This is a genomic window from Parasedimentitalea psychrophila (assembly GCF_030285785.1).
GTDB classification, from domain to species: domain Bacteria; phylum Pseudomonadota; class Alphaproteobacteria; order Rhodobacterales; family Rhodobacteraceae; genus Parasedimentitalea; species Parasedimentitalea psychrophila.
Genome location: NZ_CP127247.1, coordinates 3,280,105 through 3,300,231, shown reverse-complemented (window position 1 = coordinate 3,300,231; position 20,127 = coordinate 3,280,105). Strand labels below are relative to the sequence as shown.

19 protein-coding genes and 1 pseudogene are annotated in these 20,127 nt (G+C 57.7%); 7 read left to right on the top strand and 13 right to left on the bottom strand.

Annotated features, from left to right (window positions below):
* Positions 1-4: 4 nt before the first annotated feature.
* The 3 genes from QPJ95_RS16090 to QPJ95_RS16080 are packed head-to-tail and all read right to left on the bottom strand — an operon-like array spanning position 5 to position 2,639.
* Positions 5-802, bottom strand: a complete 798-nt coding sequence (locus QPJ95_RS16090; RefSeq protein ID WP_270917131.1) for a CbbQ/NirQ/NorQ/GpvN family protein — start codon at positions 800-802, stop codon at positions 5-7.
* Between the two features lie 2 nt (positions 803-804).
* A complete protein-coding gene (locus QPJ95_RS16085) occupies positions 805-2,175 on the bottom strand; it encodes a cbb3-type cytochrome c oxidase subunit I (RefSeq protein WP_270917130.1) in 1,371 nt (456 codons plus the stop codon).
* Between the two features lie 11 nt (positions 2,176-2,186).
* Positions 2,187-2,639, bottom strand: coding sequence for a c-type cytochrome (locus tag QPJ95_RS16080; RefSeq protein ID WP_270917129.1), 453 nt, complete (start codon positions 2,637-2,639; stop codon positions 2,187-2,189).
* 61 nt (positions 2,640-2,700) lie between these two features.
* On the opposite strand from QPJ95_RS16080, the gene QPJ95_RS16075 reads away from it, so the two are divergent.
* Positions 2,701-3,012 carry a DUF1858 domain-containing protein gene (locus QPJ95_RS16075; RefSeq protein WP_270917128.1) on the top strand — a complete coding sequence of 104 codons (312 nt, stop codon included), beginning with the start codon at positions 2,701-2,703 and terminating at the stop codon, positions 3,010-3,012.
* Here QPJ95_RS16075 and QPJ95_RS16070 read toward each other — a convergent pair.
* Entirely contained in the window at positions 3,004-3,699 is a 696-nt protein-coding gene (locus QPJ95_RS16070) for a Crp/Fnr family transcriptional regulator (protein ID WP_270917127.1), read from the bottom strand. The two genes, QPJ95_RS16075 and QPJ95_RS16070, sit on opposite strands and share 9 nt — an antisense overlap.
* 103 nt (positions 3,700-3,802) lie before the next feature.
* On the opposite strand from QPJ95_RS16070, the gene QPJ95_RS16065 reads away from it, so the two are divergent.
* Entirely contained in the window at positions 3,803-4,255 is a 453-nt protein-coding gene (locus tag QPJ95_RS16065; protein ID WP_270917126.1) for a pseudoazurin, read from the top strand.
* Positions 4,256-5,101: 846 nt separating this feature from the next.
* Positions 5,102-5,353, top strand: a pseudogene (locus QPJ95_RS16055) (integrase core domain-containing protein); the annotation flags it as partial.
* Positions 5,354-5,362: 9 nt separating this feature from the next.
* On the opposite strand, the gene QPJ95_RS16050 reads toward QPJ95_RS16055, so the two are convergent.
* The 3 genes from QPJ95_RS16050 to QPJ95_RS16040 all read right to left on the bottom strand — a co-directional run bounded on the left by QPJ95_RS16050 (position 5,363) and on the right by QPJ95_RS16040 (position 9,170).
* Positions 5,363-6,172, bottom strand: a complete 810-nt coding sequence (locus QPJ95_RS16050; protein WP_270917125.1) for an SUMF1/EgtB/PvdO family nonheme iron enzyme — start codon at positions 6,170-6,172, stop codon at positions 5,363-5,365.
* 78 nt (positions 6,173-6,250) lie between these two features.
* Complete coding sequence (gene nirK, locus QPJ95_RS16045) at positions 6,251-7,402, bottom strand: copper-containing nitrite reductase (RefSeq protein WP_270917124.1); 1,152 nt, start codon at positions 7,400-7,402, stop codon at positions 6,251-6,253.
* Positions 7,403-7,931: 529 nt separating this feature from the next.
* Positions 7,932-9,170: a PAS domain-containing protein gene (locus QPJ95_RS16040; protein ID WP_270917123.1), complete on the bottom strand. Its 1,239-nt coding sequence runs from the start codon at positions 9,168-9,170 to the stop codon at positions 7,932-7,934.
* A gap of 378 nt (positions 9,171-9,548) precedes the next feature.
* On the opposite strand from QPJ95_RS16040, the gene QPJ95_RS16035 reads away from it, so the two are divergent.
* Positions 9,549-11,426 (top strand): monovalent cation:proton antiporter-2 (CPA2) family protein, encoded by a 1,878-nt coding sequence (locus QPJ95_RS16035; RefSeq protein ID WP_270917122.1) that lies wholly within the window; start codon positions 9,549-9,551, stop codon positions 11,424-11,426.
* A 47-nt stretch (positions 11,427-11,473) separates the two neighbouring features.
* On the opposite strand, the gene cobT is transcribed toward QPJ95_RS16035, so the two are convergent.
* The gene (cobT, locus tag QPJ95_RS16030) at positions 11,474-12,490 is read right to left on the bottom strand and encodes a nicotinate-nucleotide--dimethylbenzimidazole phosphoribosyltransferase (RefSeq protein ID WP_270917121.1); all 1,017 of its coding nucleotides are present in this window, start codon (positions 12,488-12,490) and stop codon (positions 11,474-11,476) included.
* A 99-nt stretch (positions 12,491-12,589) separates the two neighbouring features.
* Between cobT and cobS the strand changes: the two genes are divergently transcribed.
* Positions 12,590-13,339 (top strand): adenosylcobinamide-GDP ribazoletransferase, encoded by a 750-nt coding sequence (gene cobS, locus QPJ95_RS16025; RefSeq protein WP_270917120.1) that lies wholly within the window; start codon positions 12,590-12,592, stop codon positions 13,337-13,339.
* A 187-nt stretch (positions 13,340-13,526) separates the two neighbouring features.
* Here cobS and QPJ95_RS16020 read toward each other — a convergent pair whose 3' ends face one another.
* The 5 genes from QPJ95_RS16020 to QPJ95_RS16000 all read right to left on the bottom strand — a co-directional run bounded on the left by QPJ95_RS16020 (position 13,527) and on the right by QPJ95_RS16000 (position 18,737).
* Positions 13,527-14,048 carry a CarD family transcriptional regulator gene (locus QPJ95_RS16020; protein ID WP_270917119.1) on the bottom strand — a complete coding sequence of 174 codons (522 nt, stop codon included), beginning with the start codon at positions 14,046-14,048 and terminating at the stop codon, positions 13,527-13,529.
* A gap of 325 nt (positions 14,049-14,373) precedes the next feature.
* Positions 14,374-14,712: a ferredoxin FdxA gene (fdxA, locus tag QPJ95_RS16015; RefSeq protein ID WP_270917118.1), complete on the bottom strand. Its 339-nt coding sequence runs from the start codon at positions 14,710-14,712 to the stop codon at positions 14,374-14,376.
* 62 nt (positions 14,713-14,774) lie between these two features.
* Positions 14,775-15,149: an RNA-binding S4 domain-containing protein gene (locus QPJ95_RS16010; RefSeq protein ID WP_270917117.1), complete on the bottom strand. Its 375-nt coding sequence runs from the start codon at positions 15,147-15,149 to the stop codon at positions 14,775-14,777.
* 4 nt (positions 15,150-15,153) lie between these two features.
* Positions 15,154-18,153, bottom strand: a complete 3,000-nt coding sequence (locus tag QPJ95_RS16005) for a helicase-related protein (RefSeq protein ID WP_270917116.1) — start codon at positions 18,151-18,153, stop codon at positions 15,154-15,156.
* 14 nt (positions 18,154-18,167) lie between these two features.
* Positions 18,168-18,737: a tetratricopeptide repeat protein gene (locus QPJ95_RS16000; RefSeq protein WP_270917218.1), complete on the bottom strand. Its 570-nt coding sequence runs from the start codon at positions 18,735-18,737 to the stop codon at positions 18,168-18,170.
* A gap of 98 nt (positions 18,738-18,835) precedes the next feature.
* Here QPJ95_RS16000 and QPJ95_RS15995 point away from each other — a divergent pair, with 98 nt between their 5' ends.
* Together QPJ95_RS15995 and QPJ95_RS15990 are read left to right on the top strand one after the other, a co-directional pair.
* Positions 18,836-19,126, top strand: coding sequence for an SCP2 sterol-binding domain-containing protein (locus QPJ95_RS15995; RefSeq protein ID WP_270917115.1), 291 nt, complete (start codon positions 18,836-18,838; stop codon positions 19,124-19,126).
* The gene (locus tag QPJ95_RS15990; protein ID WP_270917114.1) at positions 19,126-20,085 is read left to right on the top strand and encodes an alpha/beta hydrolase; all 960 of its coding nucleotides are present in this window, start codon (positions 19,126-19,128) and stop codon (positions 20,083-20,085) included. Before QPJ95_RS15995 ends, QPJ95_RS15990 begins: the two co-directional genes overlap by 1 nt.
* The last annotated feature ends 42 nt before the right edge of the window (positions 20,086-20,127 follow it).

Here is a 20,127-nt window from a genome sequence, read left to right as displayed (position 1 = left end):
TATGCTATCCGTATACCACGGAGATCAGATCGCGCAGGGCGGTCTGAACATCCGGCTCATCTGTCAGTGGTTCAACAATCGCCGCCTGCAGCGCCTGCTCAAGACCCATGCCGCTGGCGATCAGCTGTGCCGCATAGATCAGCAGCCGGGTCGAGACCCCCTCCTCCAGATCCATGCCAGACAGCGCCCGGATATGGCCCGCCAGCCGGATCAGAGGCTTGACACGCGCCTCGTCCAGACCGCTTTCGCGGGTGACAACAACCGTTTCGGTTGCGGCATCCGGAAAGGTAAACGACACCGACAGGAAGCGCTGCCGGGTTGAGGGTTTCATCCGCTTCAGCACGCTCTGATAGCCGGGGTTATAGCTGGCAACCAGCATAAAGCCTTTGGGCGCCTGCAGTTCTTCGCCGGTGCGATCCACCATCAGGGTGCGGCGGTTGTCGGTCAGCGGATGCAACACCACGGTGACATCCTTGCGCGCCTCGACCACCTCGTCCAGGTAACAGATGGCGCCTTCGCGCACCGCCCGGGTCAATGGCCCGTCAACCCATTCGGTTTCGCCGCCGCGCAACAGATAGCGGCCAATCAGATCCGCCGCCGACAGATCATCGTGGCAGGCGACAGTGTATAGCTTGCGGCCGCTGCGCGCCGCCATGTGTTCGACAAACCGGGTTTTGCCGCAGCCGGTCGGCCCCTTCAAAAGAAGGGGCAAACCGTTGGTATGGGCTGTTTCAAACAAGGCACATTCATTGCCAACCGGCTGATAGAATGGCACGTCAAAATCAGTGCTTTGGGCGTTCATAATCACTCTCCAGCCACAGGTGCATCAGAGCGTTTTGCAAACAGTTCACGACGCGGCACCATCATCGAATAGATGAACAACAGCGCGCCAATCACCACAGCCAGACCAGAACCAAAGCGCATCATGTAGAACAGGCTCAGACTGTCCTGCACCTCCATGAAGTTCTCTCCCAGCACCCGCTGCATGTGGGTTTGAATGGTGCCGGCAAAGGTCAGAACAAAGGTCATGAAGGCCATGCCACCGGTCATCAGCCAGAACGAGACCATGTTCAGCACCTGATTATAGGGATCACGTCCACGCAGATGCGGGATCGCATAGCTCATGATCGCAAGGTTGGTCGCCACATAGGCACCGTAAAAGGCCAGGTGACCGTGGGCCGCAGTGATTTGCGTTCCGTGGCTGTAGAAGTTCACCCCGTGCAAAGTATGCAGGAAGCCCCAGACACCAGCGCCAAAGAAGGCGACAGTCGATGCCCCAAGCGACCAAAGCAACGCGGCCTTATTGGGGTGATTGCGACGGCCCTTCCAGACCATGACAAAGGCAAAGCTCATCATCAGGAAGAACGGAATGACTTCCAAAGTCGAGAAGATCGAGCCGATCCACTGCCAGTAGCCCGGCAGACCAATCCAGTAAAAGTGGTGACCGGTGCCCAGAATGCCCGAGAACAGTGCAGTGGATACAATGACATAGAGCCATTTCTCAACGATTTCACGGTCCACACCTGTCAGCTTCAGCAGCAGGAAGGCCAGGATCGACGCCATCACCAGTTCCCAAGTCGCTTCGACCCAGAGATGGATCACGAACCACCAGTACATTTTGTCCAGGCTCAGGTTGTCAGGGTTGATAAAGGCAAAGATCCACAGCAGCGACAGCAGCCACAGACCGGTCAACAGCACATTGGTAATGGCCGTTTTACGTCCCGCCAGCACCGTCATCGAGATGTTGAACAGGAAGATCAGCGCCGCCACCAGAATGCCCAGTTTGACCCAGGTGGGCTGCTCCAGGAACTCGCGCCCCTGCATGCCCAGCAGATAGTTGCCCGGAAACGGGTTAAACACGTAAGTGAGAACCGCGCCCAGGGTGCCGATCACCAGAATGATCAACTGCAGATAGGCCAGATTGACCGAGTAGATCTCGCGCTCGCTTTCCTCGGGGATCAGGTAATACGCCGCCCCAAAGAAGCCCAGCAGCAGCCAGACAACAAGCGCGTTGGTGTGCAGCATGCGCACCACGTTGAACGGCAGCAGTTCAGACAGAAAGTTTGGCGAGACGTAGATCCAGCCGGCGATAAGCCCGCCCAGAACCTGAATGGCGAACAGACCCATCGCCACCAGGAAATAGGCATAGGCCACTTTTTGTGATTTATATTTCATAGCGTGTCTCCTTAACCCGCATCATTGGGCGGCCAGCCCTGAGTGTCGGTCTGGTCGGCCCAACGCAGAAACTCCGCGAGACCGCGCATTTCTTCTTCGTTGATCTCAAAATGAGGCATCTGACGGCGGCCCTCAATGCCGCTGGGCTGCGCCTGCATCCAGCCATCGAGGATTTCATAAGCGCCTTCCGGGTCATCCAGCGTGTCCCAGCGGGTCATCACATTGCCCAGCTCCGGGGCAAAATAAGCGCCCTCGCCGTGCAGCGTATGGCAGTTGATGCAGCTGTTCCGCTCCCAGACATGTTTGCCCAGAATGACCGCTTCACTCAGCGGCATTCCAGCGGTTGATGTGTCCACCACATATCGGTGGCTTTGAACGGACAGGACCCCAAAGATCACTACAAAGAATAGCGATCCTCCGTAGAATATGTTGCGGGCCCGTGACTTCGTTAGGATCTCAGACATTTGGGGAATCCAGTCGTGGTTTCGGGTGCGTCAGACCTAGAGGCAATTGACCACGCCGAGTTTGATACAGAACAAAGTCGCCGGGGTTTTTGGCGCTATCGTCAAATATACCGCAGGCTGCCTGCGCAGAACCAGGGATCAGGATCGCATGGTGTTGATAGACAAGACCCTTCTCGTCTCCGAGATCCTGGCACGATACCCGCAGACGGTGCCGGTCTTTCTCAAATACCAGATGCTCTGTGTCGGCTGCCTGGTGGCGCCGTTTCACTCAATCGAGGACGCCTGCCTGGAACACGACCTGGACGAGGATGCGTTTCGCGCCGATCTGACCACTGCAATCGCCCAAGCAACCCAAACCGACAAATCAGCCTGACTTCTCGCTCAACACCACCAACCGATGCGCGTCGGTCACCACGATATGGCGCCGGGTGCTTTTGACTAGGCCAACTTTCTCCCAGCCGCTCATCAGCCGGCTGACCGTGTGCAGGGTGGTGCCGGTCATGTCGGACAGGTTTTGCCGGGTGATCGGGAAATCGATTTCAATGCCGCCCGCCACTTTGCGGCCCGACTGGCTGATCAGCCGCAGCACCGCCCGCGCCACCCGTTGTTCCACCTGCTGGGTGGCCATTTCCACCAGACGATTGTTCATCTCCCCCATCCGCTCGCCGACAACCTTGTAACTCTCAGTTGCAAAGCCATCGTAATTGGCGGTGAAATTCGACCACTGGCTGGTCGGCCAGGACAGCACCAGACAGTCATCCACCGCCATCGCGGTCGCCGGATAGGTGTCACGGCCGATGGCCGCCGCAATGCCAAACAATTGCCCCGCCACAATATGCAGCGCAATCACCTGATCGCCGCCTTCGGTGGTTCGGATCACCCGGATATGGCCATCCAGCAGCAGGTAAAACCGCTCCGCCGCCAGCCCCTCTTCAAATATCGCCGTGCCAGCGGCATAACGTTTCGGCTCAGCCAAATCCAGTATCGCACGGATCTCAGGGCGCCCCAGTTTCCGAAACGGTGGAATATGACCCAACAGGCTTTCATCCAGTTTTCTCAATATCCCAACCCCAAGTTTGCTGAAGAACAAAGACCCCCAATCCCCCATACCCTAATATCAAAGCAAGACAAGGGCTTCTAATTTCGCAATGAAAGAAATCAACATGTTTGCAAAACTCACCGTGATGACTGCCGCCGCCGCATTATTTGCCAGTGTCGCAGCCGCCGAAACCTTTGAAGTTCGGATGCTCAACAAAGGGGAAGACGGATCCATGGTCTTTGAACCCGCCTTTGTTGCCGCACAGCCGGGCGATACCGTCACCTTCATTCCGTCCGACAAGGGCCACAATGCCGAAACCATCAAAGGCATGTTCCCAGAAGGGTTTGACAAATTTAAAAGCAAAATCGGCAAGGAGTTCTCGATCACTCTGGATCTAGAGGGTCTCTATGGTATCAAATGCAGCCCCCACTATGGCATGGGTATGGTGGCGCTGATCCAGGTTGGGGAGCCCGTCAATTTGGAACTGGCCGCAGCCGTCAAGCAGAAAGGCAAAGCCCGGAAACGTTTTGCGCCGCTGTTCGAACAGGTCACCTCCGAAATCGCGGCATCGAACTAAACTAGCTTTATCCAAAGTCATCCGCTGATGTTGGACCGGGGCGGCATGTGTAAACATGCTGCCCCTTTTTTGACTGCGATAATCCTGTGATAATCCTGCGACAAATGACATCTCAAACGGAGGATGGCGGGATCGGGCAAAACAGCCGTTCCGCCAATCGCACCATGCCCATAGGCGGCAGCCCCATGGGCGGAATCGGCGCCCCAACGGGGGGCGGGCTGAACAGCTGTTAGTATTCACTAGGTTTGATACCCCCATTTCAGTGGGTTTGATTCCGGAAGAAGCGGGCAGTCCTCGGGGTTATCCCGGACCGTCCGCAACTCACTTCGTAACTGCGGACGACGCCTGATGTCAGGCATTGTTCTGCCACCATTTGTGGATCGCACTCTTGCCAGCGCGGCGCTCCGGCGGAAAATGTTCCGCGACGTCCGCAGCAAGACCTGGCAAACCTACTCATCCGAGTGAGCCCGGGAACGCCATTGGTTCGAGAAATTGGGCGAACAAGATCCGCATTGTTTTAGCGGGCTTGCGTGGCAAGGAAAGCATTTCGGCACTGTGCCGCCGCGAAGGAATTTCTGAGGGGCTGTATTACAGTTGGTCCAAGCACTGCCCGGCAGTGCATATTTATATGCATGAGAGGGAAGTTCCTCGAAGCTGGGACGCGTCGTTTGTCCGGTGATACGGCCCGTCAGGTATGAGGCGGGTCAGAGAAACTGGAAATCATCCGCACCGTTGAATGGTCCCATCTGTCCCGTTGCCCGGCAGGCGATGCCCGCATCGCCGAGAGGCCGCAGAGCCAAGGCAAGATCCCTCTCGGGACATTGCTGCACAATGCCCTGCCGGGCAGTGGAACACTGGCATCAATCCATGAAGAACCGGGTTCTGCTGGAAAACGACTATCTGCCCGGCGATCTCGAACGCCAGATCGACACATTCGTCAATGACTACAATAACGAACGCTACCATGAGAGCCTGAACAACGTCACACCGGCAGACGTCTATTTTGGGCGCGACAAAGCCATCATCAGAGAAACGGCAAAGATCAAGAAGCCGACAATCCAAAACCGCCGCTTGCAACATCAAAAACAAGCCGCATAATCAATCACGCTAACGAACCAGTCGAAAGCCAAGATGGTCTGGGGGAATGCCAACAGCGCAGCCTCCCACTTTGGCGTCCCGAACGAAGTCGATGATAAAAGCCCGGTGTTTCCCTTGCACCGCGCGCACACCGCAATAACTGGTTTGTTTGGTGATTTCGCTGCCGTCCGCCGACAGCTGCCCATTCACAAAGCAGCTTTCAGTCCATTCCCAGACATTGCCAGCCATGTCGGAGACGCCAAACTCGTTGTCGCCAAAATACCCCCGTGGATGAATTTCAATATCAGTGTCGCCCCGGACCGTCAGCAATTTGCGATAATTGGCCAGCCAGCGTTTGGCGGGGTCATCCTCATCCTTGCTGATCTCAAGCCCGGCATCCACGTAGCGCTCACCAGCGGCGCGCACCCATTCATCGTCAGTCGGCAAACGCCAGGTTTCCAGAGTCATCTGCGAAAACCAGCGGGCAAAACCAGTGGCGTCCACATAACTAATATCAACTTGCGGCGCATCCACCTGGCCGGACATAGCTGTCGGGTTACAGGCGCCAGCAGCAACACAGAGCCCATATTGCGCCTCGCTGACCGGGTATTTCATGATTTGGAAATCTGAATTTGCGCGGCGCAGCTCACGCGGCGCATCCACCGCGCGGGTGCCGATGCGAAAATCACCGGACGGGCGATAGCTGTAAGACCCGGCAGGGATGACCACGGTTTCTGGCAAGTCCGTTATCTGTGGCACTGCGGGCCACCACATCACAGCCACCGCAGTCATTACGGCACCAGCTGCGCAGATGGCAGAAAGAGTAACAAAAGGTCGCATCACGTCACCTCATCAAGGGTAAAAAAGGGCAGCCGCAAAGCGGCCGCCCTTGAACGTCACAGCAGACAGGCGGCCTTATTATGGCAACGCAGTCTTACCCTCATGCATTACGTCGTATTCACTTGGGGCGACGACCTGTTCCATCAGATCGTTGTTCCATTCGCCCTCGACCAGAACGTGCGCGGTGGCGCCCAGATTGACCGCCTCGATCAAGTTGTGGTTGACGTAGGCATAGACCCCAGGCTGCAGGAATTCATACAACGCGGCCCCGGCAGAGCCACCCCGGATGAACCATGTTTCCAAATCGCGATCCGGCGCATTGTTGAATTTCCCGGTTTCCCAGACCAAATCACCGTGGCCACCAATCAGGTGTGGGCGACTGTCCCGGTTGGCCTGCGAGTGTACAAACAGCACCTTTTCACCTTGAGTTGCGGTCAGCGCGTTGTCGCCAGTCAAACCGCCAACTTTACCGTTAAAGGTCACGTGGCTTGGGATCAGTCCGTTCATCACCTCAAGTGTGTCGCCATAACTGTCGCCGGCGTCCTCAAAGCGCATGTATTCGCCATTTTCATCTTTGGGAATGTAGAAGTCATTCTCGCCGATGTAATAGATGCGGTCATAGCTGACTGGCTTGCCTACGTGGTCTTTCAGACCGTCGCGTGGCAGCACCATAATGGCACCTGACATGCCGGAAACGACGTGCCATGGGATCATCGGCCCACCTGGCGCACAGTGATAGACAAAGGTGCCCGGACGGGTTGCCTTGAACCGCAGAACTGTCTTTTCACCTGGATTGACCAGGGTCAGCGAACCACCACCCAACGCGCCGGTGGCGGCGTGGAAGTCGATATTGTGCTGAAACATGTTTTCTGGCGGATTGTAGAGGGTCAGTTCAACATAGTCGCCTTCATGCACCACCATCATCGGCCCTGGCATCGAACCATTGAAAGTCATCGCCTGCAAATAGGCATCATCGGAAATTTGCACTTCTTTCTCGATGATCTTCATTTCGAACTGAATAACCGCAGGACCGCTGGTCGCGACCTGTTCATGCTCATGCACAAACGGCGGTCTGACCAATTTGACTTTGCGACGGGGAAGAGTGCTGAGATCAACGGATTTCGCATCGGAAGTGTCCATGACTTCCTCTGATGAAGCTGAGGCCTTGATTGCCAGCGGCGCGGTTGCGACCGCTACAGCACCCATCAGTGTGGCTCTACGTGTCAGCATTGGCTCTCTCCTATTAGGACATTGTTTCACCACTGACCTACTGCGGTTTTTGCCGCTCAACTTTGTTCCAACGCAAACTTCAAAACTAAACTCTGGCCGATTGGATATCCTCGCGCCTGAGCCGGTAAAACATTGTGGGGATTAACTTGTTTGGATTCGTCGGCAGACCCTGGCAGCACCGCCAGAAACGCCCCCGCATGTCTTGATTGGCCCGGCCAGATTTTCCGGGATCACGGGATAGCACCCGTCCCGGCCCTCCTATGGAGGAGGGCGAAATCAGACCGTGGAAAGGCTGCCGTCAATCCGACGTCGAATGACACGCCAAGACCCCTGCGCCCCGCAGCGGCGGCGCAGGGGTCTTGGTAAATGCAGGCAAATTTCCTGACAAAAGAGTGGGCCAAATAAGTTTGAAACCACCGAGAACCATCGAAGAACCACCGCGGATGGGCTGGAACGAGCCAGCAGATGGCCGTTGCCAGTTGGTCAGTTCAAAGCGCCAAAGCGGGTCAAAGCGCCAAAGCGGGCTTTGTTACCGAACCCGTTGTGTCTCGAAGTCCTGCGATCGAATTTCGTTACTCAACCGAACGATGTGATCCAGTTTTTCGGAAATACGAGACTGAAAATCGGCAAGCTGATCTATGATATCGGTCAGTGTTTCTCCGGTGTCTGGCAGCCGGGCACTTTCGATTTTGCACAGCACACGGGTAGAACTCAGCCCCAGCAAATGACGATGCATGATACTGCAGGCCTGCAAAATGCGGTCGGCCTCGGTTCTCACATCCTGTAATCCAGCATAGGCCTCGGTAACCCGGTCCGCCGATACCTTACTCAGAATCTTACGTTCTGCATCCACATCCTGATTGTCGAGACTTTGTTCCTCGGCTGAAAACATCTCGCCACACTCTCCTATGACCAGGGCCATACACTCGGCGAACAGGCTATTATTGACGGTGCCATTGATGCTGGAAAAATTGCTTTTCTCACCCAGAACATGTGCTTCAAACCACTGTGACATGCTCTCAGACATGGTGCTGTAGTTTTGCGACAGAACTGTTACCGGCCCACCGGCAGGTTCAATGCGTGAGGCGATAACCCGCAAATTATGCGGAATGGTCCGCATCGCCTGAAATTCTTTAACCAGGCCTTGGCTTTCCTGCTTCAGCGTCTGGGCATTGTTCAGCATCTTGCGCATGTTTGAGATCGTTGCATTTTGTGTTCGCTTCAGACCGACATCGCGCGCCAACAGTTCTTCGCTGGCAGCATGGGCTGCAAAATGATGATATTTGTCAAATCCCAACTCTTGCAGCCGGGCCAGTAAGCGCATGGCGCTGGCTTGCGGCGTCAGATTTTCGGTCTGTTCGGCCTTAAGCAGCGCTTCATATTCAGTTTGAATTGTTGCGAGCAGAGGACTGCTGGGTTTAAAACGAACCGAGAGGTACCCGCCCTCGCAGGGGACCACCATAGCGTAGACCCAGTAATAAAGCCCATCCTTGGTGCGGTTCTTTACATAGGCCCCGATACTGCGGCCGCGCTTGATCGTGTCCCATAAAAGCCAGAACAGGCCCTTGGGCATATCGGGGTGACGCACCATTTTATGCGGCGCCCCCTTCAATTCGTCCCATTCAAAACCTGCAACCCGCTTGAAAAGGTAGTTTCCGGCCTGAATGATCCCGCGTTCATCTGTTCTTGAGAAAAAACACTCGTGCAGCTGGAATGGAGCTTCGCCGTTGGAGGCCTGGTTTCCCATATGCTGGTCGTGAAAGGACATGGCAATTTCCGTTATAAAAATGATTCGTAGTCATTTCTAAGACACCAAACTTTTTCAGATCTTAATTGCGGTAGTTTTACGCCGCGTAGCCTGCGAAAAAATCATCTTGCTGCTTGTTTTTATCAAATCCCCCGGCGCGACCGCCGCTGCCGGACACACATCAGTCTGCGGCCAGCACCAAAACGATGCAAAATGCCTCTTCTGCGCCCCAGCTTCGCATGATTTCGGCAAGTCCCATAGGGCTGCGGGAGGCAAAGTTTGCAAGCGCCGCACCCTAACGGATCCACTAAAACACCACTGCAATTGGACCATCCCCATCGAGAGGTCTGTCTTGGCAACCCCATTGCCAAGACCACTGCGCCTTGCGATACCAACAATATGGAAGCCTTTTTATACCAAGCCACGATCTATCTATCGGCCGCGGTGATAGCGGTTCCAATTGCTGCCCGGCTCGGGTTGGGATCCGTGTTGGGATATTTGGCGGCCGGCATCATGATCGGCCCGGTTTTTGGGCTGGTTGGCTCTGAAGCCCGTGACCTCCAGCATTTTGCTGAATTTGGCATCGTGATGATGCTGTTCCTGATTGGGCTGGAACTGGAGCCCCGGGCGCTTTGGGCCATGCGCCACAAGCTGATCGGCCTGGGCGGCCTGCAAATAATCCTGAGCACTCTGGCGCTGATGGGGGCGGCGATGGTGGCCGGTGAGCCCTGGCAGGTATCATTGGCAATCGGCTTGTCATTGTCGCTGTCATCAACCGCCATCGTCCTGCAAACCCTGTCGGAGAAGGGCCTGATGCAGACCGGTGGCGGCCGCGCCAGCTTCTCGGTATTGCTGACTCAGGATATCGCAGTCATTCCCATTCTGGCCTTCATGCCACTTCTGGCGGCAAAGAACCTTCTGCAGATGTCCGATGATGGCTCCATTCAGCGGGCAAGCAGCGTTGCCACCGAACACGGCAGCCGTCTGTCTCTGGTGGATGGACTGCCCGGCTGGGGCGTCACCTTGGTCACCATCGGTCTGGTTGCCCTGATTGTGCTTGCAGGGATCTACCTGACCCGTCCGGTTTTCCGCTATATCCACGCGGCCAATATGCGCGAAATGTATACCGCACTGGCCTTGCTGATCGTGGTTGGCATCTCTTTTCTGATGACATTGGTGGGCCTTTCGCCTGCCCTTGGGGCGTTCTTAGCCGGAGTGGTGCTGGCCAACTCCGAATTCCGCCACGAGCTGGAGAGCGATCTCACCCCGTTCAAAGGACTGCTACTGGGATTGTTCTTTATCACGGTCGGCGCAGGCATCAACTATCAGCTGTTTTTGTCCAATCCCGGTGATTTGATAGGGCTTGCGCTACTAGTGATCGTGGCCAAAGGCAGCATCTTGTATTTTGTGGCCCGTGCCTTTGGTCTGAAGCGGCGCAATCGCTGGCTGTTCACCCTGGGGCTGGCTCAGGCCGGGGAATTTGGCTTTGTGCTACTGTCGTTTTCCCGCCAGTTGGACGTCATCCCGTCGGCCCTGACTGAAAAACTGCTGTTGATCGTGGCGCTCTCGATGCTGATCACGCCGTTGCTCTTCATCACCTACGACCTGCTGTCGAAACGACTTGGCGACACCGCAGCCGAACTCGAACCCGATGAAATCGATGAAGAAGGCCCGGTTATCATCGCTGGCATTGGTCGTTTTGGTCAGATCGTCAACCGGTTGGTTCGGGCCAGCGGTGTTAAAACCGTGGTGCTCGACTATGATATGAAGTCGATCCAACTGATGCGCCGCTATGGAGTCAAAGGCTTCCTCGGCGACCCCACCCGCCCTGAACTTCTCAAGGCTGCAGGCCTGTCTAAGGCTCGGGTACTGGTGGTGGCGCTGGATGACCCCAAGAAAACCGTTCAGATGGTCCGCCAGGTGCGTCGTATGCAACCGGATCTGCACATCATCGCCCGCGCCCACGACCGCACCCATGTGTTCGAGCTATATAAGGCCGGCGCCAATGACATCGTCCGCGAATTATTCGACAGCTCGCTGCGCGCCGGGCGTTATGTTTTGGAAAACATCGGTCTCAGCGAGTATGAGGCCGCCCGGGCAGAACAGACCTTTTATGCCCATGATCGGATGACCGTCCGCGATCTGGCCGATTACTGGATACCCGGAGTGCCCTCCAGCCTGAACAAAGCCTATATCGCCCGCGCCCGGGAGTTGGAAAAAGACTTGGAAACGGCGCTGCTGGAACTGTACGAGGAAAAGGATCAAAATCAGGCGTAAATGCCGCCTGATTTTTGGCTTTTTGGTCCGAAATCCGGTGTCAGGATCTAACCGTCACTGACGCCAGCCTCGGCGAATGTTGCCATACCACTATGGCAAACAACCGCCCCCTTCAGAATCTGAATGGCCAATGCCGCGCCCGATCCTTCGCCCAGGCGCAGCCCCAGCGACAACAGTGGCTCTTTTCCAAGCTTGGCCAACAATGCTGCATGCGCGTTTTCAGCGCTTTGGTGACCTGCAATGCAATGATCCAATGCCCCGTCAGCAGTCTGCGCCAGGCAGGCCGCCGCCGCGCAACAGATGAAACCGTCGAGAATAACCGGAATACGCAACATCCGCGCCGCGGCGATTGCCCCGGCCATCGCAACAATCTCCCGTCCGCCGAGACATCTCAATGCATCCAACCCGTCTTGGATAGCCGATTGATGCAGAGCCACGCCCTCGCGCACCACACGGGTCTTGTTTTCCAGCCCGGCATCATCGACGCCAGTCCCCCGTCCGGTCCAATCCGCAGCCTCACCGCCAAACAACGCATGCGCCAAAGCCGCAGCCGAGGTGGTATTGCCAATGCCCATTTCCCCAACAACCAGCAAATCCGAGGCCGGATCCACCGAGCCCCAGCCTGCCTGCAGCGCCGCCATCAGGCCGGCCTCATCCAGCGCGGCCCCTTGGGTGAAATCCTTGGTGGGGTGATCCAAGCACAGGGCCTGGACATCCAACCGCGCCCCGGCCAGAGCAGCAAGCTGATTGATCGCCGCCCCGCCATGTTCAAAATTTCCCACCATCTGAGCAGTGACTTCTGGCGGAAACGCCGACACGCCCTGCTCGCAAACCCCATGATTGCCCGCAAAAATGACCACCTGCGGGCTTTCAATAACCGGACGCCCGGTTTGGCGCCAACCGCCGTACCAAATCGCCAGCTGTTCCAGCCGGGCCAGAGCGCCTGGCGGCTTGGTCAACTGACCATTGCGCTGCTCAGCAGCGGCCAGCGCCCCAAGATCGACAGCAGGCGCTTGAGACAGCAGGGAACGGAAGTGATCTAGATCAGTCAGCACTGGCAGCATAAAAAGCCTCGTTGCATTAAAGGGGACGTCGCGGGTAAAGCGGGTAGCAACTGTTTAACCGCTGCAAACCATACCGCAAGCCCTGCAAGAGGCCCGCAAATGCGAAAAAACGACATCATCCGGGATATTGCCCTGGCCCTGATCCTGCTGACCCGGCTGCCACTGCCCAGCCTGCCCAAGCACTGGTTTCAGCACCAGGCGCAGGCGGCCTGGGCGTTTCCACTGGCTGGTGCGGCGGTCACCCTGCCTGCCTGCGCCGCAGCGGCACTGGCCCTATGGCTGGGCCTGCCCGCAACAATCGCCGCCGGGCTGCTGGTGACGGTGCAAATCATACTGACCGGAGCCATGCACGAAGATGGTCTTGCCGATACAGCTGACGGCTTCTGGGGTGGCTTCACTGTGGAACGTCGTCTCGAGATCATGAAAGACAGCCAGATCGGCACCTACGGGGTGCTGGCGCTATTGCTGAGCATCAGCCTGCGCTGGCTGGCGCTGGCGGCGCTTATCCCGCAAGCCGGGCTTTGGCCGGTGCTGGCCCTGGCCATCCTCAGCCGGGCTGTAATGCCGCTGTTGATGGTGGCACTGCCCCATGCGCGCAATTCAGGTCTGTCGCAATCGGTGGGTCGCCCCAGTGCGGCAGCCAGCTCCATTGGCCTGGGGCTGGCTCTGCTGATTTCGATATTGATAATCGGCATCACGACCGTCCCTGTCGCAGTGGCCATGGGCCTGACCACCCTCGGCATAGCCCTGCTCGCCCGCGCCAAAATAGGTGGCCAAACCGGCGATGTCTTGGGCGCCGGACAAAATATCGCCGAACTCACCGGGCTGCTGGTCCTGCTGGCGACCTAACCTCAGCCCACCGCCCGGCTTCATCTGGCTAAAAATATCCCAGGGGTGAATTGGCCGTAGGCCAAGAGGGGGCAGCGCCCCTTCCCTTCCCAAACCTTCCCCTGCCAAATCCTCCCAAATTGTCACCTCCCAAGAAAAAGGGCCGCACCCTACGGCACGGCCCCAATCGTCTTTTTCAACCGCTGGCTCAGGCTGCGGCTGCGGGGGCGCGGGACGCCAACACATCGCCAACCTGCTTGGCGGCCAGGATCTCGTCCCCACCAGCCACAGCAGCCACTTCGCGGGTCAACCGCTCCAGCGCCGCTTCATACAGCTGACGCTCAGAATAGCTCTGCTCCCGCTGATCATCGGTGCGGTGAAGATCCCGGACCACTTCGGCAATAGCGATCAGATCGCCCGAGTTGATCTTCTGCTCATATTCCTGAGCGCGGCGCGACCACATGGCCCGCTTGACCTTGGCCTTGCCCTTCAGTGTCTTCATCGCATGGGCGATCACATCGGGTGAGCTGAGCGACCGCATCCCCACCTCGATGGCCTTATTGGTCGGCACCCGCAGCGTCATCTTGTCCTTTTCAAAGGTGATCACGAACAGCTCCAGCGAAAAGCCGGCCACTTCCTGCTCTTCGACCGAGATGATCTGGCCAACGCCATGGGCCGGGTAGACCACAAACTCGTTCGGGCGGAAGTCGAGCTTCTTCGATTTACTCATTCATGTCGTTCCTTGCTGTCTATCGGCCTCAGGGCCAAAAACCGGTCAAACCATCTCATCATCTCAACTGGCCGCAGAATGCGTCCCATATCAGAGAATCAGGGTAGGTAAATCCACCCGAATGAGCACACCAAAAGGCACGCTATCGGAATGGGGACCGGTATGTGAGTATGTTGGTGGCATTAGTATACCACAAAATTCACCGCTCCAACAGTCGAGCCACGTCAAAGGATAGTGAAAATTTCCCCAATCTGCCTGAATATTGCAGAAAACGGCCGGTGCCCGGACCCTGTTCGCGAATCATCCGGTGCCAGGACTGGCCTGTTTAGCCGCCCTCGCCCGGGGCTTCCGAGAAGTATTTCTCCAGCTTGCCAGCTTCGCCGTCTCGTTCCTCAGCACTTGGCATCGGATCTTTTTTGGAGATGATCACCGGCCAAAGTTCAGCATATTTACGGTTGAACTCAACCCATTTGTCCATGTCTGGCTCAGTATCCGGGCGGATTGCGTCTGCCGGGCATTCCGGCTCGCAAACACCGCAATCGATACATTCATCGGGATGAATGACCAGAAAGTTCTCACCTTCATAGAAACAGTCTACCGGGCAAACCTCGACGCAGTCGGTGTATTTGCATGCAATGCAGTTGTCCGTAACGATGTAGGTCATAGGCCAGGTCCAGTTTGTATCATGCCGCCTAGCTAAATCAGAGCCAGCGCTACTTCAAGGTGTCAATACACGTCCCGGCGCCTGCTAAGGTCAAGCTCACGGCGTTCCTTCTTGCCAGGACGGCCTTTTCCTTCAAACCGAGGATTAGGCGGAACATCGTCCTGCGTTTCGCTCATATCAAAGTACAGCGCCTGCGCCTCGGGGGCCGGTCCACGCCGACTGCCGATTGCCTCAATGCGCACGACCCGGACCTGCCGACCCTGGGGAAAGGTCAAAACATCCCCCGGGGTCACCATTTGAGCCGGTTTCTGAACCCTGTTGCCGTTAAGGCGGACATGACCCGCAGTGACCTGTTTGGCCGACAGGCTGCGGCTCTTGTAGAACCGCGCCTGCCACAACCATTTGTCAATTCGAATCCTGCCCGCCGGTTCCGACATCAGATCACTTGCCCTGCTTCATCCCCATCAGCGCTGCTGCAAATGGGTTGTCGGGATCGATCTTCTTCTCCGGCCTGGTGGGCCGCGATGAGAAGGTCTTGGCGCCCTGCTGAGGACGACCACCCTTTTTGGCAGCACCAGCAGCTTTACCAGCGCCACTTTTGCCCTGCGGCTTACCACCACGGCCCTTGCCCTGGGGTTTACCCTGAGGCTTGCCACCCCGACCGGCGCCGCCCTCTGTGCCCTGCTCGCGACGTTGGCCCCGTTGGCCACCAGCCTGGCGATTGCGGCCCCAGGTGAAGGTCACAAACTGTTCCATTTCAGGCGCAGGTTCTGCAGCGACTGCCGCGTCTTCTGCAACAGGATCTGCCGTCACATCTGCAGCTTCAGTGGCCGCAGTTTCGGTGCTCTCAGTTTCACTGACCGCAGTGTTTTCGGTAGCCTCGGCTGGTGCCTCGGTACTTTCGTTGGCCTCGGCTGCCGCCTCGGTGCTTGCGGTGGCCTCGGCTGCCGCCTCGGCGGTGGCGGCAGTTTCATCTGCCGGAGCAGGTTCAACCGCAGCATCTGCGACCGCATCGTCAGACCCGCGTGCCTTGGCGGCGTCGGGTTTTGGCTCGGCAGAGGCCTTGACCTTAAGCCGCTCGCCCTTTTCAGCCTTATAGCCCAGGCCGCTCATCAGATCGGCAAACTGCTCCAGCGTCATACCGGTAATCGACAGCATGTCCGGCTTGGCCTCAAAGCCACCGCGGCTGTCTTCGCCGCGCAGCATATCAGCCAGACGTTCCAGCATATCGATGCGGATTGCCCGGGTGCCAGCAGAGCGATAGCCACACATGGTGTCATAGCCCTTTGGTGCAGTGGCGTCAGCAGGCACAGTCACCAGACCCGGAGGCGGCGCCTCGGGGAATTCCTGCAGACCCTGCACCAGCGACCACAGCACCAGACGCAGGCGCGTCGGAGCCGGTTTCAGCAGCAGCGGCATGAAGATGGTGAACTGACCAAACCGAATGCCGTGCTTGCGCAGGGCCCCGCGAGAGTCCTGGTCCAGATCCTTGACCTCCTGGGCCACATCCGCGCGTGGCAGGATGCCCAACGATTCGACCATGCGAAAGGCAAAGCCCCGCGCCAGGCCGGTCAGCGCTTCGTCTTGTTGCAAGGCGATCAGCGGCTCAAACAGAGCGGCAACCTTGCGACTGATGAAATGCTGCAGGCGGCGTTCAACCTTTTGGGCGACCTCCGCACCGGCAGCGTCATCCACAAACACTGTGATCGTTGGTGTCAAAGCGTCAGCGCCGGCAGTCAATTTGCCAACCGCATGTTCGCCCCACATCAATCCACCCTGTTCGGTAAAATCAATCTCGGTATCGGGTGCATTGTAGAACCGGTCTGCGCGCAAATGGAATTGCGGCGCCAAAGCCTGCATCGAGGCGGTTTTCAAGGCTTTCGCCTCGGCCCCCTGCGCGCTTTTGTCCGGTGAAAACCGGAACCCTTCCAGCCGACCAACGAATTCGCCTTCGATGGTCACATCACCTTTGTCATTCACTTCGGCCAAGAGGGCCTCCTTCTGTTTGAGCCGGCGCAAAAGCACGGATGTGCGCCGATCCACAAATCGCTGAGTCAGACGCTCGTGCAATGCGTCCGACAGTCGGTCTTCTACAGCGCGGGTTACCCCACGCCAATGGCTTTCGTCACGAAGCCAGCCTTTCCTTTGCGAAACATATGTCCACGTCCGGATAAAGGCCAATCGCTTGGACAAAGTATCAATATTGCCGTCGGTGCGGTCAATCAACTTTATCTGACGCGCAATCCAATCGTCCGGCACCACGTTGCGTTCAACCAAATGGTCAAAAATCAACCCCAGCAGATTGGCATGTTCACCGTGAGAAACGCCCCGAAAATCAGGGATTCGGCACACATCCCAAAGCAATTTCACGCTTGGCCCCGAGCGGGTACGCGCCGCGATCAGCGCATCCTGCGACAGCATTTTCAGGGTGCGCAGGTCATCGGCCTCGCGGGCCCTAGTCAGCTGTTCGCCTACCGGGCTAACCTCCAATGAGCGGATAAGCGCCTCTGGCGTGCCAAATTGCAGATCGGCAGAGCGCCAGTTCAGTTTTTTCAGCGGTGCAAACTGGTGGTCCATGATCGCGCCCGCAACATGATCGTCCAATGGCCGGGCATCACCGGTGACCCCAAAGCTGCCATGGCTCATGCCGCGCCCGGCCCGACCGGCGATCTGCGCCAGCTCATTTGGCTCCAGCGGCCGCATCCTCTGGCCGTCGAATTTGCTAACCGAGGAAAACGCCACATGGTCAATATCCAGGTTCAGCCCCATGCCGATGGCGTCGGTGGCGACCAGATAATCCACCTCGCCATTCTGGTACATCTCGACCTGAGCATTGCGGGTGCGCGGCGACAGCGCCCCCATCACCACGGCAGCACCGCCTTTTTGGCGGCGAATCAGCTCGGCGATTGCATAGACATTATCCACCGAGAAGCCGACAATAGCGCTGCGCGGCGGCATCCGGCTGATCTTTTTCGAGCCACTATAGACCAGCTGCGACAGCCGCTCTCGGTGGATGAACTGTGCCTCGGGCACCAGCGCCGAAATGGGGCCGCGCATGGTGTCTGAGCCCAGAAAAAGGGTCTCATGCAACCCGCGCGCCCGCAACAGCCGGTTGGTAAAGACATGGCCGCGCTCGGGATCAGCGCAGAGCTGGATTTCATCAATCGCCAGGAAATCACAGCCCATGCCCTCGGGCATCGCCTCGACTGTGCAGACGTAGTATTTGGTACGAGGGGGAACGATGCGCTCCTCACCGGTGATCAATGCCACCACCGAGGGGCCGCGAATCGCGACGATCTTGTCATAGACCTCACGTGCCAGCAGCCGCAGCGGCAGCCCGATCACCCCTGTGCGATGCCCCAGCATACGTTCAATTGCGTAATGGGTTTTGCCAGTGTTGGTCGGGCCCAGAACGGCCACAACCCGAGATGCGCCAGTCATTGCGTCAGCCCTACTTACAGTTCTTTGCCCACAACCGAGCGTCTTAATCTATTCAGGGCCGTGGATACGTCCTCGTGATGCGGATGTATAGCCTGCGCCCTGAGATAGGCCTGATACGCAGCCTCCGGGTCCCGGAAAAGCTCAAACACATTGCCCAGTGCAAAAATGGCGTTGTAATCATTTGGGTTCAGCAACAGCGCCCGCTCCAGATCTGCGACCGCCGGGCCGTAGCGTCCGATCAGGAAATACGCCCGCGCCCGTTGATACCAGCCATAGGAGAATTCTGGCGCGTGATCGGTCAGGGCGGTCAGATGCTCGATGGCCTCGGGCAGATCTCCGCGTTCGATCCCATCGATACCGCGTTTCAGCAACAGATCCATCGCGGCTGAGCCGCTTTTGCTCCAGAGCGCCTGCAATTGGCGATCCAGCCGCCGTGCTTGCGATGATTCTGCCCCGGCCAGCGCCGATAACAGCGCCGGTTCATCCGTTGAATCCTGTGCATTCGCGGCAAATGGTAAGATAATCGTGACTGACAGCAGGGTTGCCGCCACGATAGCTTTGAGGTTCGACGTGTTTATGATCATGATGTCAGGCAGTGTAACGACGCAGGCCATGATTTCCAGTGCTGACGGACGGACCGTCACGCAGAAGTGCTGGCTACAGTATCAAATAAGGACACCAGATGAGCGACATTCTTTCCCAGGCCGCAGACGCGCTGAACGAGAAACTGACCGGCGCAGACTTCGACGCCTCGGCAAAATTTGAGATTGCCGACCTTGGGGCGGTGGTGATTGATGCCAATGGCGCACGGGTCAGCGATGACGAGGCCGATGTGACCCTGTCCGCTGACACCGAAACCTTTCAGGACATCCTTAGCGGCGAGCTGAACCCAACCAGCGCCTTTATGTCCGGCAAGCTGACCATTGACGGCGACATGGGTACCGCGATGAAGCTGGCGGCGGTTCTGGCCTGATGGATGCCCGCCCAGGTGACCTGCAGCCCGCTCCGTTTTTTGCCGATATCGCCAAAGGACCGGAGGGAGGTCAGGCCCATTGGGTAAAGACCAGCGATGGCCTGCGCATCCGCGTGGGCCATTGGCAGCCTGAGACCGCGACCAAGGGCACAGTGCTGCTGTTCCCCGGCCGCACGGAATATATCGAGAAATATGGCCCCGCCGCCGCGGAACTGGCCAATCGCGGCTATGCCACCCTGACCATAGACTGGCGTGGTCAGGGTCTGGCCGACCGGATGCTACCAGACCGCCGGCTGGGGCATATTGATGATTTTCAGGATTTCCAAAAGGATATCGCGGCAGCGCTGGATCTGGGCGACCGGCTGGCCCTGCCAAAGCCCTATTTCCTGATCGGCCACTCGATGGGCGGCGCTATTGGTCTGCGGGCGCTGATAGAGGGGCTGCCGGTCAAGGCCTGCGTGTTCACCGGCCCCATGTGGGGCATTGATATCGCCCCGGCAATGCGCCTCTTGAGCAGGCTGATGGGCAAGATTGGCCCCGCCATCGGATTGGGCGGCAAACTTGTACCAACATTGGAGCTGCAAACCTATGTGCTGGCAAATCCCTTTGACGGCAACACTCTGACCAATGATCCCGCAATGTATCAACTGATGCGTGACCAGCTGCAGGCACAGCCGGGTCTGGCGCTTGGCGGGCCAACGATAGGCTGGCTGGGCCAGGGCTTGCAGGACTGCGCCGCACTGGCAGCACTGGACTCGCCAGCCCTGCCCTGCATCACCTTTCTGGGCAAACAGGAACAGATCGTCGATTGCCCTGCCATTCATGACCGCATGGCGCGCTGGCCCGGTGGCGAGCTGGTCTTGCTGGATAACGTCCAACACGAGGTGATGATGGAAGCCGCTGAGGTTCGCAGCCGCGTCTTTGACCGCATCTGCAGCCTGTTTGATCAATACCGCTAACCCCGGGGCTACCCCTGCCCCCGGGGTAGCGGCAGTATCGGT

Bases quoted from the DNA above. Each gene is read 5' to 3' on its own strand.
- QPJ95_RS16090 (WP_270917131.1), bottom strand. From the start codon at position 802: ATGAACGCCCAAAGCACTGATTTTGACGTGCCATTCTATCAGCCGGTT.
- QPJ95_RS16085 (WP_270917130.1), bottom strand. From the start codon at position 2,175: ATGAAATATAAATCACAAAAAGTGGCCTATGCCTATTTCCTGGTGGCG.
- QPJ95_RS16080 (WP_270917129.1), bottom strand. From the start codon at position 2,639: ATGTCTGAGATCCTAACGAAGTCACGGGCCCGCAACATATTCTACGGA.
- QPJ95_RS16065 (WP_270917126.1), top strand. From the start codon at position 3,803: ATGTTTGCAAAACTCACCGTGATGACTGCCGCCGCCGCATTATTTGCC.
- QPJ95_RS16050 (WP_270917125.1), bottom strand. From the start codon at position 6,172: ATGCGACCTTTTGTTACTCTTTCTGCCATCTGCGCAGCTGGTGCCGTA.
- nirK (WP_270917124.1), bottom strand. From the start codon at position 7,402: ATGCTGACACGTAGAGCCACACTGATGGGTGCTGTAGCGGTCGCAACC.
- QPJ95_RS16040 (WP_270917123.1), bottom strand. From the start codon at position 9,170: ATGTCCTTTCACGACCAGCATATGGGAAACCAGGCCTCCAACGGCGAA.
- QPJ95_RS16035 (WP_270917122.1), top strand. From the start codon at position 9,549: ATGGAAGCCTTTTTATACCAAGCCACGATCTATCTATCGGCCGCGGTG.
- cobT (WP_270917121.1), bottom strand. From the start codon at position 12,490: ATGCTGCCAGTGCTGACTGATCTAGATCACTTCCGTTCCCTGCTGTCT.
- cobS (WP_270917120.1), top strand. From the start codon at position 12,590: ATGCGAAAAAACGACATCATCCGGGATATTGCCCTGGCCCTGATCCTG.
- QPJ95_RS16020 (WP_270917119.1), bottom strand. From the start codon at position 14,048: ATGAGTAAATCGAAGAAGCTCGACTTCCGCCCGAACGAGTTTGTGGTC.
- fdxA (WP_270917118.1), bottom strand. From the start codon at position 14,712: ATGACCTACATCGTTACGGACAACTGCATTGCATGCAAATACACCGAC.
- QPJ95_RS16010 (WP_270917117.1), bottom strand. From the start codon at position 15,149: ATGTCGGAACCGGCGGGCAGGATTCGAATTGACAAATGGTTGTGGCAG.
- QPJ95_RS16005 (WP_270917116.1), bottom strand. From the start codon at position 18,153: ATGACTGGCGCATCTCGGGTTGTGGCCGTTCTGGGCCCGACCAACACT.
- QPJ95_RS16000 (WP_270917218.1), bottom strand. From the start codon at position 18,737: ATGATCATAAACACGTCGAACCTCAAAGCTATCGTGGCGGCAACCCTG.
- QPJ95_RS15995 (WP_270917115.1), top strand. From the start codon at position 18,836: ATGAGCGACATTCTTTCCCAGGCCGCAGACGCGCTGAACGAGAAACTG.
- QPJ95_RS15990 (WP_270917114.1), top strand. From the start codon at position 19,126: ATGGATGCCCGCCCAGGTGACCTGCAGCCCGCTCCGTTTTTTGCCGAT.